Genomic DNA, 14,598 nt, shown 5'->3' on the forward strand with positions numbered 1-14,598 from the left:
TCGGAAGTGCTTCACAGCGCTTCGGCACACCCCACATCCGAGCGTAGCCGGAACGGTCGCTGACCGTGTTCACCAGGGCAACCCCGAACGCGCAGCGAAACTACGGCTCCGTACGGTGTGCTCATGGCGTTTGACGTCGCTCGGATACGTGGGTTGTTTCCCGCACTGGGTGACGGCTGGATCCACTTCGACGGCTCCACCGGAATGCTCGTTCCGGAACAGGTCGCCTCGGCGGTGTCGACGGCGATGCGGGCTCCGGTCTCCGGGCCCGGCGGAGCGTTTCCGGCCTCCCAGCGCGCGGAGAGCATCGTCGCTGCCGCGCGCCGTGCGGTCGCCGATCTCGTCGGCGGCGACCCCGACGGCGTCGTGCTCGGCCCGAGCGCGTCGGTGTTGCTGGGCCGCCTCGTCGACGCGCTGTCCGAACGCTGGACGCTCGGCGACGAGGTCGTGGTGTCGCGGTTGGACGAGCCGGCGAACATCGCGCCGTGGCTGCGTTCCGCCAAGCGGATCGGCGCCGCGGTTCGCTGGGGCGAGATCGACATCGAGACGTGCGAGCTGCCGGCGTGGCAGTACGAGAACCTGGTCAACGCGCGGACCAAGGCCGTGTCGCTGACGTGCGCGTCGGGTTCCGTCGGCACGCGGCCTGACGTGCCGACGGTCGTGGAGATCGCCAAGCGCGTCGGCGCGCTGGTGGTCGTCGACGCCACCTACGCGGCGCCGTTCCTGCCGCTCGACGTCAACTCGCTCGGCGCCGACGTGGTGGTGCTGTCGGCGCAGACCTGGGGCGGCCCCGCCGTCGGCGCGCTCGTGTTCCGTGACCCGGAGCTACTGGAGCGCCTGCCGTCGGTGTCGCTCGACCCGAATGCCCGCCGCGCGGCGCGACTGGAGCTCGGCCCCCACGCCTATCCGCTGCTCGCGGGTCTCATCGCCTCGATCGACTACCTCGCCGGGCTCGACGACGCGGCCTCGGGCTCCCGCCGCGAGCGTCTGCTGACCTCGCTCGGCTCGGCCAAGTCCTACCACGCCGGGCTGCTCGCCCAACTGTCCACCGAGCTGCGCTCGCTGCGGCACGTGATGGTGATCGGGGACGCCATGCGGCGCATCCCGGCGCTCGCGTTCGCCGTCGCCGAGCGCAAGGCCGCCGAGGTCGCGGAGTACCTGGCGTCGCAGGGGCTGTGCGCGTTCGCCGACGAAGGCACGAGCGGAGTGTTCGCGGCACTGGGTGTGGGCGAGGTCGGCGGAGCGGTCCGCATCGCCCTCGCCCACTACTCCAACGTCTTCGAGATCAACCAGCTCGTGCGCGTGCTCGAGGAACTCGCCTAGGACTTCGCGGTCAGCACGACCTTGCCGAAGACGCCGCCCTCTTCGAGCGTGCGATGCGCGTCCGCGGCCTCGGCCATCGGGATGACCTGGTCGATCACGGGCCGCACGGAACCGTTCTCGATCAGCGGCCACAGGCGCTCGCGCACGTCGGCGACGATCCGGCCCTTGTCCTCGACCGGGCGGGCGCGCAGCGTGGTCACCGCGACGCTGCCGCGCTTGGCGCCGAGCTTGCCGAGGTTCAGCTCGCCCTTCACACCGCCCTGGAAGCCGATCACGACGAGCCTGCCGTTCGTGGCGAGCGCGTCGACGTTGCGGCCGAGGTACTTGGCGCCCATGTTGTCGAGGATGACGTCGGCGCCGCCGGTCTCCTTCTTGAGCTCCTCGACGAAGTCCTGCTCGCGGTAGTTGATCGTGAGGTCGGCGCCGAGCTGACGGCACCGCTCCAGCCGCTCCGCCGAGCCCGCCGTGACGGCGACCGTCGCGCCGAGCGCCTTCCCGACCTGGATCGCGTGGGTGCCGATGCCGCCCGCGCCGCCGTGGCAGAGGAACACGTCGCCCTCACCGAGGCCCGCGTGCATCACGACGTTCGACCACACCGTGCAGGCGACCTCGGGCAGCCCCGCCGCCGAGATCAGCTCCACCTCACCGGGCACCGGCAACAGCTGCACCGCGGGCACGACGACCTTCTCGGCGTAGCCGCCACCCGCGAGCAGCGCGCACACCTCGTCGCCGACCTGCCAGCCCTCGACGCCCTCGCCGAGCTCGGCGATCGTGCCGGAGCATTCGAGGCCGAGAACGTCGCTCGCGCCGGGCGGCGGCGGGTAGTGGCCCTGCCGCTGCAACAGGTCCGCCCTGTTCACCGCGCTCGCGGCCACGTCGATCAGCACCTCACCGGCGCCGGGGGACGGGTCGGGCACTTCGGTCCACTGGAGGCTCTCCGGACCACCTGGCTCGCTGATCGTGATCGCGTGCATACGGGGACCCTACGTCACCGCGCAACCCGGCCTTTCCTACGAATGGCGCTTGACCTTACGAGTAGGACACACAAAAGTGACGCTCCTCAGTCACGAAGGGGACGTGTCTATGTCATCCAGCAGAGGGAAGCTCAGACCTGCCATCGTGCTCGCGGCCTGTGCCGGTCTGGTACTCACCGGCTCCGCCACCGCGGTCGCCGCACCGAACGCGGGCGACCAGCTCGCCGACAGGCTCGCGAACAAGGTCGACGTCGGCAACATCAACCGGCACCTCATCGCGCTCCAGCGGATCTCCGACGCCAACGGTGGCAACCGTGCGGCGAGCAACCCGGGCTACGACGCCTCCGCGGAGTACGTCGCGGGCAAGCTCGAAGCCGCCGGCTACACCGTGACCCGCCAGGAGTTCCCGTTCACGTACACGGAGACGCTGGCGGAGAGCCTGGTGGTGGGCGGCACGGACGTGCCGATCATCATCATGAGCTACAGCCCGTCCACGCCGGAGGGCGGTATCACCGGCCCGCTCGCGGTGATCGAGTCCGACGACTCCCCCGGCTGTGAGGCCGCCGACTACGGCGATGTCACCGGCCAGATCGTGCTCGTGGAGCGCGGTTTCTGCCCGTTCGCGCAGAAGCAGGCCGCCGCCGCGGACGCGGGAGCGATCGGCGCGATCGTCTACAACAACGAGCCCGGCCCGCTCAACGGCACTCTCGGCGACCCGAGCGCGGGACGCATCCCGACCGGCGGCATCAGCCAGGAGGACGCGCAGCCGCTGCTGTCGCAGAACGGGGCCGAGACCACGCTGGAGCTGCGTGCCTTCGAGGAGGAGCGCACGAGCTACAACGTCATCGCCGAGACCAAGACCGGCCGCAAGGACAACGTCGTGATGGCGGGCGCTCACCTCGACAGCGTCACCGAGGGCCCCGGCATCAACGACAACGGCACCGGCTCGGCCGCGCTGCTGGAGACCGCGCTGCAGCTCGGCGGCAAGCCCAAGGTCAACAACGCGGTGCGGTTCGCGTGGTGGAGCGCCGAGGAGTTCGGGCTCGTCGGCTCGACCCACTACGTCAACTCCCTGTCGTTCGAGCAGCAGCTCGACATCGCGCTGTACCTGAACTTCGACATGGTCGGCTCGCCGAACGCGGGCTACTTCGCCTACGACGGCGACGACTCCGACGGCGAGGGCGCGGGCGCCGGCCCGTACGGCTCGGCGCAGATCGAGCAGTCGTTCATCGACGCGCTCGCCGCCAGGGGCATCGAGCCGGAGGGCACCGACTTCGACGGCCGCTCCGACTACGGCGAGTTCATCGCGGTCGGCATCCCGGCGGGTGGCCTGTTCACCGGCGCCGAGGGTGTGAAGACCGAGGAGCAGGCCGCGAAGTGGGGCGGTGAGGCCGGAGCCGCCTACGACCCGTGCTACCACCAGGCCTGCGACAACCTGGGCAACGTCGACCGCCTGGCGCTCGACCGCAACGCCGACGCGATCGCCCGCGTCGCCGCGAAGTACGCGATCAGCACCGAGGAGGTCAACGGGGTGACGCCGAAGGGCGCGAAGAACGAGGAGAAGCTCGCCGACCAGCGCTCGGCGCAGCGGACCCTCGCGGTCGAGGCGCACACGCACGACGAGGCCGCGTAGCGACGGAACACCACAAGGGCCCCTCGTATGCGGGGGCCCTTGTCACGGGCACAAAAATGCCTGGGTGCGGTTGGTTCTGCTGCCACCGCACCCAGGTCTACCGAGGTTGTCCAGTTGTCTTGCGGTCGACCGCGACGCGGGCCGGCGTGGAACACTGTGGTGCGGTCACAGAAACCGTACCGAGGCAGCGTTCGAGAACGCCGTCATGCGCGAGAAGACGCTTGAACACCCGGGCTGCTCACAATCGCGGCTGGGCCGGTTCGAGCCGCCCCATCCGTGGGGTCACAGCGGGCGGACAACCGCAGGAAATCATTTGTCACAGCACCACCTGGCCCTTTCCCGGCGGGGCCGTCCAGCTGGCACTCCGGTGCGGAGTCCCGTCTGCCGGTCCGACTCCTCCGTACCCCTCAGGATCCCCCTTCGGTGCCGAGGTCACAACCGCTGGGAGCCCCCACCATCCGGTGATCCCACCGTCAGGCCACGCGGTGGGAGTGTTGTCGGGGCCAGGACCTACTCTCCGTAGCATGACCCAGGTTCCCGGCGAGGTGCGCTGGCTTTCGGATACGGAGATGGCCGCGTGGCGGTCCTACATCGTGTCGACGCTGCGGCTGCGGCAGTGCCTCCACCGCGAGCTCGTCGAGAGCCACGACGTCTCGCTGATCGACTACGAGGTGCTCGTGTGCCTGTCGCAGGCGCCGGATAACCGCATGCGCATGACGGAGCTGGCCACCATGCTCGGGTCGACGAAGAGCAGGCTGTCCCACCAGGTCGGCCGCATGGAGGTCGCGGGCTACGTCCGCAGGGGCAAGGACCCCGACGACCGGCGCGGAGTCATGGCCGAGCTGACGAAGGCGGGCGAGGAACTGCTGGAGGGTGCCGCGCCGACCCACGTGCGGGGCGTCCGGGCGCACCTGATCGATCTGATGAGCACCGAGGAGCAGGTGACGATGGGCAAGGTCTTCAACCGCGTCCTCACACACCTCGCCGAGCAGGAGGACTGACGCGTTAGGCTGAGCGACGGGGAAGCGTGGCAGAGCGGCCGAATGCACTCGCCTTGAAAGCGAGCGACCCGCAAGGGTCCGGGGGTTCAAATCCCTCCGCTTCCGCGACAGGAGACCAGGGCATACGCCTTGGTCTCTTTTCTTTTCCGGCCGTTCTCCGGTCGATCAGGAATCGAGAAGCTCCCGCCCCCGTATCCGACTAACGTCGCAAGTACCGCAAACCGGTCTACCACAGGGGAGTGACACCGTTGAGCAGCACGTCCAAGGGCTTCTCCGAGCGGGAGCGCGCGGCCATGAAGGCTCGCGCCGCCGAGCTGAAGAAGGAGGCCGGCCGAGGCAGGGGGAACAAGGCGGCCGCCGACGAAGCCGCCCTGCTGGCCAAGATCGGCGAGATGTCCGAGCCCGACAGGGCGGTGGCCGAACGCATCCACGCGATCGTCACCGCCAACGCCCCGGAGCTGTCGCCGAAGCTCTGGTACGGGCAGCCCGCCTACGCGAGAAAGGGGAAGGTCGTGTGCTTCTTCCGCAGCGGCCAGGTCGACAAGGAGCGCTACTCGACCTTCGGCTTCAACCCCGAGGCCAAGCTCGACGACGACAGCGGTCTCTGGGCGACCTCGTTCGCCGTCGCCGAGCTGAGTGACGAGGCCGAGGAGACCATCGCCGCGCTGGTCAAGAAGGCGGTGAGCTGACCCCTCTTCGTTTACCGGCTGGGGCGGGCACACCACGCTGTGTCCGCCACCACAGCGAGCGAATCACCGAACCCGCGAGGTCGCGATGGCTGAGACGTCAACGCGGCCGTGCCCGAGGCGGTGCACATCGCGCGCGGCGGCAACCGCGGGTGCCTCAACCGGGCGTGCCGGTAGGCGCGGGTCGTACCGTCGACAACGACCCCGTGGTGCTCGCGCACGGGCGCGCTGCTGGGGGAGAACGACTTCGTTCACCTGATCTCCGCGGACATCCAGGTGGGCACCCTGCACCACGTCGCCGGCGACCGCGGTTCCGCGATCATGCGCGAGTACATCGATGCGTTGCCCTGGGGCAGTTACGTCGTCTTCTCGCACTTCTTCGACCCCGAGGTGCCGGAGCTGACGGCCGTCGCCAAGCGGATCGAGAACATCCTCGTGAACGGGCCGATGGGGGCGGGTGAGTTCCGTGTGCGACGAGTGGTGGCCCGGCGGGCCCGTGCTGAACGCGCTGAGCGCCGCCGCGCGGTGCATCGTCGGCGCCGTGGGTCGCAAGCCGTAGCTAGCAGACGTTCGCCGGAACCGGTTCCCGCCATTTCGCCTTGGTGCACCGTGCGATCCGCCTCGCCGCCGTGGTGTTGAGCCGCCAGCGCGCCATGCTCCGGCTGATCCGGAAGTACCGCGCCACCGAGGTGTCGGTCCAGCCCCGGAAGGCCGCCGTCCTCGCCGCGTCGCACGGCAGCAGCAGTTCGCCGGAGAGCTCGGCCGCCTCCAGCTCGAGGTCCGATGAGGACGACCGGCACTGCTCGCCGTCGGTGAGCAGCACGCCGAAGTCGTGCTCCAGCAACACGTGTGCCATCTCGTGGGCGATCGTCGAGCGGCGGCGGTTGGTCTCGTGCACGTGGTTCTCGATGATCACGGCGCCCCTGCCGACGGACACCAGCGCTCCGGAGAACGACGCCGCGGCCGGGCCGGTGAAGTGCCGTACGGCGTCGCGGGGCAGGGACGGGTGGCTCAGGTCGTGTACCTCGATCCCGTACAGGTCGGCGAGTGCGTACGGATCGAGCGGGGCGAAGACGCCGATGCCCATCTCCTCGCGGACGTCGAGCGCCAGTCGCTTCGCTTCTGCCTTGAAACCGCGCCGTAGGGCCACGCTCATCTCTCCTGACGGTCCACTTTGATCCTTCGCATGGTCGCGCCGACGATCTCCAGCAGGTAGTCCTTGTCGGCCTGCGACAGGTCGTCCCTCGCCCGCAGCAGCAGGGCGAGCTGGGTCTCGAGTGCGGGTTCCTCCTGTGCGCGTTCCTTTCCGTCGGGCCAGACCATGAACACCTCGGCAGGCGAGCCGAGCCACTGGACGAGCGCGATGAACCCGTCGAGGTCCGGGCGGTGTCCGTTGCCCATTCGGCTGAGCAGCGAGGGGCTGACCCCGGCCTCGTCGGCGAGCTGGCGCCACGACATCCCGCGTGAGCCCCGCTGCGCGTCCAGCGCGTCGTAGAGCCGACGCGCGTCCATCCGGCCTTCCATATCGCCGCCCTCCGTGAGTCGTATTTTCACTATCACAGGGGTGTGTCAATTCTGCCATTCGTCGCGGTACTGCTACGTTGTTCCAGTATAGCAACGTCGGTGAAGGGAGCGACGATGACGAGGAAGCTGTTCCAGGTGCGGTTCCGGTTCTCCCCGGACTCGCTGACCTGGCTCGTGATCCACGACGAACTGGTGCTCTCCCGGTACTGCCGCAAACGTGACGCCGTCGCCGAGGCCGCGCGCGTGGCCCGGGCGAACCCGCCCAGCGTGCTGGTGGTCGAACGGATGGACGGAACCGTCGAGCGCGAGCGAAGATATGGGGGTACGCCCCGGAGCTGACGCCGTGTGTAGCGCTGCGGCACGGCTGGGCGAAAGACAACGTGGAGACCGCGTTTTCCGACCCACCCTTCGTGAACGGAGGGCCCCATGAGCAGCGTGAGCCCGCCGCCGTCCCGGACGCACCGCGTACCGGTGGCCGTGGCCGGTGCGGTGGCGCTGCTGGTCGCCGTCGGCGTCGCGCTGCTGGCCGCCAGGACGGAGCCGAGGCCGGAAATGGCCCCGGGGCGCCCCGGCGTGCCCCCGCTCGCCACTCCCGCCGCGGCTCCCACCTCGGCCGGGTCCTCGGCGCTGGGACCCGCATCGGCCGTGGTCGGTCCCCGGTCGGGCACGTCGGGAGCGGACGCGCTGCCGCCCGAGATCATGGGCCAGTCGGCAGGGGATGGCGGGCTCACCGTGCGGGGGTGCGCTGGAGACGTCACCACCGTCGAGGCGATGGTGGCCGACGGCAGCGGGGTGCGGTCGGTGACGCTCAGCTGGAGCATGCCGGGCGGGCCGCACGGTACGACGCCGATGGCGAAGGGACCCGGCGTGTCGTGGTCGGCCCGGCTCGGCCCGTTCCCGCAGCGGGGCGAGGTGGTGTGGCAGGTCGTCGCCACCGACGTGCAGGGCAACACCGTCACGGGCGTTCCGGCGCGGCTCATCGTCGAGGGGTGTGCGTCACCCGCGACGACCCTCAGTTGAGTGGCCGCCGGGCCGCACAACGTACCGTGGGGCAACGATGAAGCGTTTGCTCCTGACGACCGTGTTCGTGTCCCTGCTCGCCGGGTGTGGTTCGCCCGGCGGCTCCGGCAACTCCCCGAGCCCGGGCTCGGCGGCGTCGCGGCCCCCGTCGTCCGCGTCCTCGCAGGCCGCGCCCACGACGTCCCCGGCCGCCCCCGCAGGCACCGGCTGTGAACCGGTGATCGCCGGGATGTCGCCGAGGGAGCGCGTGGCCCAGCTCGTGGTGGTCGGCGTGGAGCCGAGCGACCCCGCCGCCGCGGTGGCGCTCGTGCGCGACGAGCAGGTGGGTGGCATCTTCATCGGGGGCAACGCGACCGATCTGCTCACGGACAACGCGCTCGCGCGGGTCCAGGAGGCGGCGAAGGTGCCGGTCTCGGTGGCCGTCGACGACGAGGGCGGCCGCGTGCAGCGGCTCGACCAGCTCGAAGGCGACCTGCCGAGCGCGCGGGAGATGGCGCGGACCATGACGCCGGAGCAGGTGCGCGCGCTCGCCGAGGAGCGCGGAAAGGCCATGCTGGCGAGGGGTGTGACCGTCGACTACGGGCCCGACGCCGACCTCACCGACGAGGACGCGAACGCCGCGATCGGCGACCGCTCCTTCAGCGCAGACCCCGCGGTGGCCCGCGAGTACGCGCTGGCCTTCGCCGCCGGGCTCACCGACGCCGGCGTGCGGCCCGTGCTCAAGCACTTCCCCGGCCACGGGCGGGCGAGCGGCGACTCCCACACCGGCCTGGTGCGCACCCCGCCGCTCGCCGACCTGCGGGAGCACGACCTCCTGCCGTACGAGGACATCGCCCAGTACGGCGACATCAGTGTGATGGTGGGCCACCTCGACGTGCCCGGCCTGACCGAGGGACAGCCCGCGTCGCTCTCGCCTGCCGCCTACCAGCTCCTGCGCACCGACTACGCCTTCCAGGGCGTGACGGTGACCGACGACCTCGGCGCCATGAAGGCGATCTCCGACCGCTACAGCGTGCCCGAGGCCGTGCTGCGCGCCCTGCAGGCCGGTGCCGACCAGGCGCTGTGGTCCTCAGGAGGGGACGTCGCACCCGTGCTCGACCGGCTGGAGCAGGCGGTCGCCGACGGCGAGCTGCCCGGCGAGCGCGTCGAGGACGCGCTCGAGCGGGTGCTGCGCTCGAAGAACGCCTGCGGGTAGCTACGCCGCCGTGAGGTGGGCGATGAGGGCGTCGAGGTCGAGGTGGCCGCTCTCGGTGCCCGGCGGCACGATCTCCACGGTTGCCTCGGTGAAGCGCCGCACGTCCTCGATGTCGATCTCCACCACCGCGTAGCCGTCGGGTGACTCCAGTTCCAGCACGAGGTAGTCCTCGTGCGTGGCGAGGTCGGGGCGGACACGCACGTCGCCGATGCCCGTTGGCTCGGTGATGCCGTCGAGGAGCAGATCGCGCGCGAACTCCCATTCGACCCACTCGCCCGGCTCGATGCGGAACGCGAGCGCGACCGTGAACGGCTCGTCCGCCGCGTAGGAGAGGCGGGACAGCAGCGGCGTGCCGCAGCCGTTGAGGTACACGAACTGGCTTTGGTGTACGGCGTCCTGGTGCACGGCACACCCTCCCGTCTGTCCGTGCCGCCCGCTTGCTGTGGGCGGCCCTTCCGCAAGGAGAGACGTCCACCTGGCTGTGTTGTGATGCGCCGATCGGGGGAATTCCTTTCGAGACAACTGCGAGTAGAGCAACGCCCGCGCCGCGCGCTTCGTAGCTAGTCCGGCCGGGTGGTCGCACGTGTGCGAATTGCCTGTTGGGCGGGCCGAACGTGGCTTGTTGGCAGGCTGTTCACTCGATCGAGTCGAGTTGTCGGAGTACCCGGGGTGGCCTAGTGACACCACTCGTGCGGCGGGGTAAACCAGCGATCGGGCCTTGGTCGGCCACTGGGGGACGATGTTGATGGAGGGACCTGATGGCGCCCAAGGTTCTGCGCCAGACTCCGCATGACGCGGACCTGCTCGACCGCACGGGGATCATTGGCGCCAGCGTGCCCGGCGCGTACTCCGGCGACGGTCCCGACGACGGCGTGCCTGTCCGCCGCGTCAACCGGTCCGGCATCGCGAGCATGGCCGCGGCCGTGTTGATGGCGGTCGTCGCGTTCGGTGCCGTCGTCGACGGGCGGCCGGGGCAGGGCGCGGGCACGCCCATGGCGGGCGAGGCCGCGGGCGGGGGGCCGATCGTGGTCGTCGAGACGCCTCGGCCCACGGAGGTCGAGGGCAAGGCCAGTCCCGATCCCGGTGCCATTCCCGCGCCGGAGACCGTCGACCCGCCCGCGCCGGTCGCCGTGGTGGAGGAGGAACCTCAGCCGGAGCCGGAGCCCGTCCCCGAGCCGGAGCCCGAGCCGGTGATCGCGGCCGAGGCACAGGTGCCCGAGCTCGGCCTCCCGGAGGCGCGCATGGACCTGCCGGCGGGAATGGGGCCGTCGTCGCGGTTCACCGATCGGATGCGCGAGTTCATCGACCCGATGTTCGAGCACTACCTCGAGCAGCGCCGGGAAGCCATGTCGGCCCAGCGGGACCGGGACGACGACTCCGACGACTCCGACTCGCGTTACCGCGGTGATTTCGGCTACCACGACTGGTGATCCGTCCGGTTAGGACGGTAAGAAACGCACCTCGCCGCCGGGCACCTCGGCGAACGTCAACAACCGTCGGCCCTCAGCGGCCAGTGAGGCCGTGTCCCGCTTGGACAGCGGGCGAAACGGCTGGATCTCCAGCGCCGCGGTCTTCTTGTCCCGCTTGATCTTCCAGGCGCCGCGCACGAACCCGTCGACGAGGAACGCGCCCGGCACGATGCCGTTGCGGGTGGCGATGCGCCTGCGGTCCTCCTGGCTGATCACCCTGCTGCGATCGGCGTGGGAGAGCAGCAGGTTGTCGTACTCGGGCACGAACCGCACCGGTGCGCGCGTGTCTTCCGCGGGGCGCGGGGCGTCGGGAAGGTCGAACAGCTCGACGCCGTCCTCGGTGCGGAACGTCCGCAGCCGGGGCCGCAGCCGCTCCACCACCTCGCCCAGCCTCGTCAGCCCGCACCACGTCTGCACGTCGCGCACGCTCGCGGGCCCGAACGCGCCGAGATAGCGCAGGATCAGCCGCTCGGCGTCGGGCCCGCGGGTCGTTCGCGTGCCGAGCCAGTCGGTGGCGAGCGCGTACGTCGGTTGCCCGCTGCGGCCCCACACGGCCCTCGGCGGTACCTGCACGAGCGGGAGCAGGTTGCGGGCCGCGAAGACCAGCGCGGTCGGCTCGCGATCGGGCCAGCGCGCGGCGAGTTCCGTGCCCAACTCGGCGCTGCTCAGTGGCTTCCCGGCCAGCAACGCGCTCGCCGTGGCGGCGAGTTCGCCGAGATCGAGTCCGTTCAGCCGCGCGGTGTGCTGCTGGTTGCCCTTCAGGTCGCTGTCCATGACCGGCTGGGTGAACGCGCGCAACGGCAACGCGTCGGCGGCGCTCACCTGGTGCACGGTGCCGCGGAGGTTGACCATCCGCACGACGTCCCGGCTGAGCAGGAGCTGCGACAGCTGGCCCGGGGAGGAGCCGCGCAGCCGGGTCCAGAGGCCGTAGTAGGGCGGAAACGGTGCCTGCGCCTGCATGCCCACGAGGTGCTCGATCAGCTCGATCGCCTGCCGCTCGCCCCGTTCCAGCAGCGACTGACGGGCCAGCAGGGCGCGGTTGAGGGCGCGCGTGCCGAGGGTGGTCATGGCGTCTTTTCTAGTGGTTGTTCCGGTCGGGTCCCGGCCTGATTTGCGCCGAGGTCTACACTCGTTGAGACATAGGTCACAACGGAAGCCTCTACCGATTAGTAGGCCATACAAGTGTTCGGGGGCGGTTTCGCGTCTCCCCGTTTCCCGACGCAGGCCCCTGGAGGATGCAAGTGCCCACGCACGATGCGCGTGGTGTGGCGGTGCTCGCCGGTCTCGGCGGCTGGCTCCCGCCGCGCATAGTGGACAACGACGAACTGAGCCGGCACCTCGACACGTCCGACGAGTGGATCCGGACCAGGACCGGCATCGGGCAACGGCACGTCGTCGACCCCGGTATGTCCACAGTGGACATGGCTGTGGAGGCGGGACGGCGCGCCCTGCACTCGGCGGGCTCACGGGACGTCGACGCGCTCGTGCTCGCCACGGCGACGCCCGACCAGATCTGTCCCGCCAGTGCTCCGCAGGTGGCGAGCAGGCTCGGGCTCGGCAACATCGCCGCCTTCGACGTCAACGCGGTGTGCAGCGGGTTCGTGTACGCGCTGGCCACGGCCGCCGGACTGATCTCGGCGGGTGCCGCGTGCAGTGTGCTGATGGTCGGCGCCGACGCGTTCACCACGCTGCTGAACCCGAAGGACCGCGGCACCGTGCCGATCTTCGGCGACGGCGCGGGAGCGGTGGTGCTGCGTGCGGGCGAGCCGGACGAGCTCGGTGCGATGGGGCCGTTCGACCTGCACAGCGACGGCGACCTGGCCGAGCTGTTGATCGTGCCCGCGGGCGGGGCGAAGCAGAAGACGTCCGACAACCCGGAGGACCACTACTTCAGCATGCAGGGGCCCGCGGTGTTCCGGCACGCGACCGCGCGCATGGCGGAGTCGTCGCGCACGGTGATGGAGCGGGCGGGCTGGACGGTCAGCGACGTCGACCGGTTCATCGGTCACCAGGCCAACATCCGGATCCTGCACGCCACGGCCAAGCAGCTCGGCCTGCCCGCCGACAGCCTCGTGGTCAACATCGAGCGCACCGGCAACACGAGTGCCGCGTCGATCCCGCTCGCGATGGTGGACGCGGTCAACGACGGCACTCTCCAGGCGGGCGACCGCGTGCTCGTGAGCGCCTTCGGCGCCGGCCTCACGTGGGGCGCCACCGCCCTGCGCTGGCCCGACATCACCCCCGGCTGAACAGCCCCCAAGGCCACCTTTGTTGCGTTCAACGCAACAAAGGTGGCCTTGGGGGCGGGTGTGGCTCCCAGGTTTCGGTGGGGGTGGGGCGGCCACGGAGGTGGATGGTTCCGTGGTGCTGCCAGAGGCCCCGCTCCGAAGCGACACATGCCTTCACGACGGCCTCGCTCGCCAGAATCCGGCCCTCGGCCTGCTTCGCGTGTTCGGTGAGCCGCGCCGCTTCGTTCACCGCGTCGCCGATCACCGTGTACTCGAAGCGGCTCGCCGTGCCCAGCTGGCCCGCGAACGCGGGGCCCTTGGCGACGCCGATGCCGAGGTCGAGCTCCCCGGAGGACACGGCGTCGCGGATGGCCCGCGCCGCGCGCAGCGCTGACGTCGCCGGGTCGGCGTGCCGCGTCGGGGCGCCGAAGATGCACAGCGCCGCGTCGCCCTGGAACTTGTTCACCAGTCCGCCGTGGGTGCCCACCGCGTCGACGACGCTCGCGAACAGGCCGTTGAGCTTGCGCACCACCTCGTCCGGCGGTAGCTCCGCCGCCAGCGCCGTGGAGTCCACCACGTCCACGAACAGCGCCGTCACGTCCCGCACGTCGCCGGAGAGGGAGGCGCCGTACTCGAGCGCGTGCCGCACCACGTCGTCGCCGACGTGCCTGCCGAAGAGGTCCCGCAGCCGTTCCTGCTCGGCGAGGCCCTTCGCGAGGTCGTTCACCGACGTCTGGAGCATCCCGATCTCGCTGGAGTCGTCGATGCCGACCCGCACGTCGCGGCGCCCCTTGGCGATCTGGTCGAGCGCGAGGCGCAGCCGGTGCAGCGGCGCGGCCACCGCGCGCGCCAGCAGTGCCGTCGCGAGCGCGCCGAGCACGAGCCCCGTCACCGACAGCGCCAGTAGGCTGGGCGCGGGGTCGCTCGGGCCGAGATCGGGCGGCAGCACCACCAGCAGCACGCCCACCATCGGCACACCGCTGGCCAGAGCCCACGTGATGACGAGCCGGCGCAGCACCGTCATCGGCAGCGTGCCGCGCGGCGGCGCGGTGGCCAGCGCCATCGTCATCACCGGCCGCGCGACCCACTCCGTGGCCAGGTAGGTGAGGCCCACCGTCGCGAACCCGCCGAGCAGGATCGCCATCGCCACGCCCAGCGCGTCGAGCCACGTGCCGAACACCGCCGTGAGCGTGCCGATGACCACGACGCCGCCGAGCCACAGCGTGCCGCTGACCGTCGCGAGGTCCACGGGAAGGCGCAGCGCGCGGCGCGCCTCCTCCCGCGTCGGTTCGCGCCCCAGCACGAACCACACGGCGGTACGGCGTTGCAGGAACACCGCCCACGCCGTGCCCACCAGCACGGACAGCAGCACGTACCCGCCAGCGCACACGGCGATGATCCAGCCGTGCCCTGCGACGGTCTCGGGGACGCCCTGCAGCATGAGCAGCAGAAAGACGATTCCGGCGCCGCAGAAGCTCGACATGAAGCCGAGCGCGGCGAAGCCCAGGCTCGTGCGCACGACGGTGTGGAACCGCGTCGGCAGGC

General features: G+C 70.8%; 15 protein-coding genes and 1 tRNA gene. 10 read left to right on the forward strand and 6 right to left on the reverse strand.

What is annotated here, in order from left to right; genetic code table 11:
• The first annotated feature begins 123 nt into the window (after positions 1-123).
• Positions 124-1,323 (forward strand): cysteine desulfurase-like protein, encoded by a 1,200-nt coding sequence (locus BA062_RS03060; RefSeq protein ID WP_110334495.1) that lies wholly within the window; start codon positions 124-126, stop codon positions 1,321-1,323.
• On the opposite strand, the gene BA062_RS03065 is transcribed toward BA062_RS03060, so the two are convergent.
• Entirely contained in the window at positions 1,320-2,297 is a 978-nt protein-coding gene (locus tag BA062_RS03065; protein WP_110334496.1) for an NAD(P)H-quinone oxidoreductase, read from the reverse strand. The two genes, BA062_RS03060 and BA062_RS03065, sit on opposite strands and share 4 nt — an antisense overlap.
• Before the next feature lie 109 nt (positions 2,298-2,406).
• Between BA062_RS03065 and BA062_RS03070 the strand changes: the two genes are divergently transcribed.
• From BA062_RS03070 to BA062_RS03085, 4 genes are all read left to right on the forward strand, one after another.
• Positions 2,407-3,930, forward strand: a complete 1,524-nt coding sequence (locus BA062_RS03070) for a M28 family metallopeptidase (RefSeq protein ID WP_110334497.1) — start codon at positions 2,407-2,409, stop codon at positions 3,928-3,930.
• A gap of 524 nt (positions 3,931-4,454) precedes the next feature.
• Positions 4,455-4,931 carry a MarR family winged helix-turn-helix transcriptional regulator gene (locus BA062_RS03075; protein WP_110334498.1) on the forward strand — a complete coding sequence of 159 codons (477 nt, stop codon included), beginning with the start codon at positions 4,455-4,457 and terminating at the stop codon, positions 4,929-4,931.
• A gap of 20 nt (positions 4,932-4,951) precedes the next feature.
• Positions 4,952-5,036, forward strand: a tRNA-Ser gene (locus BA062_RS03080).
• Positions 5,037-5,179: 143 nt separating this feature from the next.
• Positions 5,180-5,620: a DUF1801 domain-containing protein gene (locus BA062_RS03085; RefSeq protein ID WP_245959656.1), complete on the forward strand. Its 441-nt coding sequence runs from the start codon at positions 5,180-5,182 to the stop codon at positions 5,618-5,620.
• A 556-nt stretch (positions 5,621-6,176) separates the two neighbouring features.
• On the opposite strand, the gene BA062_RS03095 is transcribed toward BA062_RS03085, so the two are convergent.
• Entirely contained in the window at positions 6,177-6,767 is a 591-nt protein-coding gene (locus tag BA062_RS03095) for an ImmA/IrrE family metallo-endopeptidase (protein ID WP_110334992.1), read from the reverse strand.
• A gap of 2 nt (positions 6,768-6,769) precedes the next feature.
• Positions 6,770-7,141 carry a helix-turn-helix domain-containing protein gene (locus tag BA062_RS03100; RefSeq protein ID WP_110334499.1) on the reverse strand — a complete coding sequence of 124 codons (372 nt, stop codon included), beginning with the start codon at positions 7,139-7,141 and terminating at the stop codon, positions 6,770-6,772.
• 114 nt (positions 7,142-7,255) lie between these two features.
• Between BA062_RS03100 and BA062_RS03105 the strand changes: the two genes are divergently transcribed.
• From BA062_RS03105 to BA062_RS03115, 3 genes are all read left to right on the forward strand, one after another.
• Positions 7,256-7,480 (forward strand): DUF2188 domain-containing protein, encoded by a 225-nt coding sequence (locus BA062_RS03105; RefSeq protein ID WP_110334500.1) that lies wholly within the window; start codon positions 7,256-7,258, stop codon positions 7,478-7,480.
• Between the two features lie 87 nt (positions 7,481-7,567).
• Complete coding sequence (locus BA062_RS03110) at positions 7,568-8,161, forward strand: hypothetical protein (protein WP_110334501.1); 594 nt, start codon at positions 7,568-7,570, stop codon at positions 8,159-8,161.
• A gap of 37 nt (positions 8,162-8,198) precedes the next feature.
• Positions 8,199-9,356: a glycoside hydrolase family 3 N-terminal domain-containing protein gene (locus BA062_RS03115; RefSeq protein WP_110334502.1), complete on the forward strand. Its 1,158-nt coding sequence runs from the start codon at positions 8,199-8,201 to the stop codon at positions 9,354-9,356.
• Here BA062_RS03115 and BA062_RS03120 read toward each other — a convergent pair whose 3' ends face one another.
• Positions 9,357-9,761 (reverse strand): SsgA family sporulation/cell division regulator, encoded by a 405-nt coding sequence (locus BA062_RS03120; protein ID WP_110334503.1) that lies wholly within the window; start codon positions 9,759-9,761, stop codon positions 9,357-9,359. It lies immediately after the preceding gene.
• A 353-nt stretch (positions 9,762-10,114) separates the two neighbouring features.
• On the opposite strand from BA062_RS03120, the gene BA062_RS40180 reads away from it, so the two are divergent.
• Positions 10,115-10,786, forward strand: coding sequence for a hypothetical protein (locus BA062_RS40180; RefSeq protein ID WP_210406745.1), 672 nt, complete (start codon positions 10,115-10,117; stop codon positions 10,784-10,786).
• Positions 10,787-10,795: 9 nt separating this feature from the next.
• Here BA062_RS40180 and BA062_RS03130 read toward each other — a convergent pair whose 3' ends face one another.
• The gene (locus BA062_RS03130) at positions 10,796-11,893 is read right to left on the reverse strand and encodes a winged helix DNA-binding domain-containing protein (RefSeq protein ID WP_110334504.1); all 1,098 of its coding nucleotides are present in this window, start codon (positions 11,891-11,893) and stop codon (positions 10,796-10,798) included.
• Between the two features lie 167 nt (positions 11,894-12,060).
• Between BA062_RS03130 and BA062_RS03135 the strand changes: the two genes are divergently transcribed.
• Entirely contained in the window at positions 12,061-13,074 is a 1,014-nt protein-coding gene (locus tag BA062_RS03135) for a beta-ketoacyl-ACP synthase III (RefSeq protein ID WP_210406746.1), read from the forward strand.
• 28 nt (positions 13,075-13,102) lie between these two features.
• Here the strand turns inward: BA062_RS03135 and BA062_RS03140 are convergent, their stop codons facing one another.
• Positions 13,103-14,536, reverse strand: a complete 1,434-nt coding sequence (locus BA062_RS03140; protein ID WP_110334994.1) for an adenylate/guanylate cyclase domain-containing protein — start codon at positions 14,534-14,536, stop codon at positions 13,103-13,105.
• Positions 14,537-14,598 lie beyond the last annotated feature (62 nt).

The organism is Prauserella flavalba (assembly GCF_003202235.1).
In the GTDB taxonomy this organism is placed as follows: domain Bacteria; phylum Actinomycetota; class Actinomycetes; order Mycobacteriales; family Pseudonocardiaceae; genus Prauserella_A; species Prauserella_A flavalba.

Bases quoted from the DNA above. Each gene is read 5' to 3' on its own strand.
- BA062_RS03060 (WP_110334495.1), top strand. From the start codon at position 124: ATGGCGTTTGACGTCGCTCGGATACGTGGGTTGTTTCCCGCACTGGGT.
- BA062_RS03065 (WP_110334496.1), bottom strand. From the start codon at position 2,297: ATGCACGCGATCACGATCAGCGAGCCAGGTGGTCCGGAGAGCCTCCAG.
- BA062_RS03070 (WP_110334497.1), top strand. From the start codon at position 2,407: ATGTCATCCAGCAGAGGGAAGCTCAGACCTGCCATCGTGCTCGCGGCC.
- BA062_RS03075 (WP_110334498.1), top strand. From the start codon at position 4,455: ATGACCCAGGTTCCCGGCGAGGTGCGCTGGCTTTCGGATACGGAGATG.
- BA062_RS03100 (WP_110334499.1), bottom strand. From the start codon at position 7,141: ATGGAAGGCCGGATGGACGCGCGTCGGCTCTACGACGCGCTGGACGCG.
- BA062_RS03105 (WP_110334500.1), top strand. From the start codon at position 7,256: ATGACGAGGAAGCTGTTCCAGGTGCGGTTCCGGTTCTCCCCGGACTCG.
- BA062_RS03110 (WP_110334501.1), top strand. From the start codon at position 7,568: ATGAGCAGCGTGAGCCCGCCGCCGTCCCGGACGCACCGCGTACCGGTG.
- BA062_RS03115 (WP_110334502.1), top strand. From the start codon at position 8,199: ATGAAGCGTTTGCTCCTGACGACCGTGTTCGTGTCCCTGCTCGCCGGG.
- BA062_RS40180 (WP_210406745.1), top strand. From the start codon at position 10,115: ATGGCGCCCAAGGTTCTGCGCCAGACTCCGCATGACGCGGACCTGCTC.
- BA062_RS03130 (WP_110334504.1), bottom strand. From the start codon at position 11,893: ATGACCACCCTCGGCACGCGCGCCCTCAACCGCGCCCTGCTGGCCCGT.
- BA062_RS03135 (WP_210406746.1), top strand. From the start codon at position 12,061: ATGCAAGTGCCCACGCACGATGCGCGTGGTGTGGCGGTGCTCGCCGGT.
- BA062_RS03140 (WP_110334994.1), bottom strand. From the start codon at position 14,536: ATGTCGAGCTTCTGCGGCGCCGGAATCGTCTTTCTGCTGCTCATGCTG.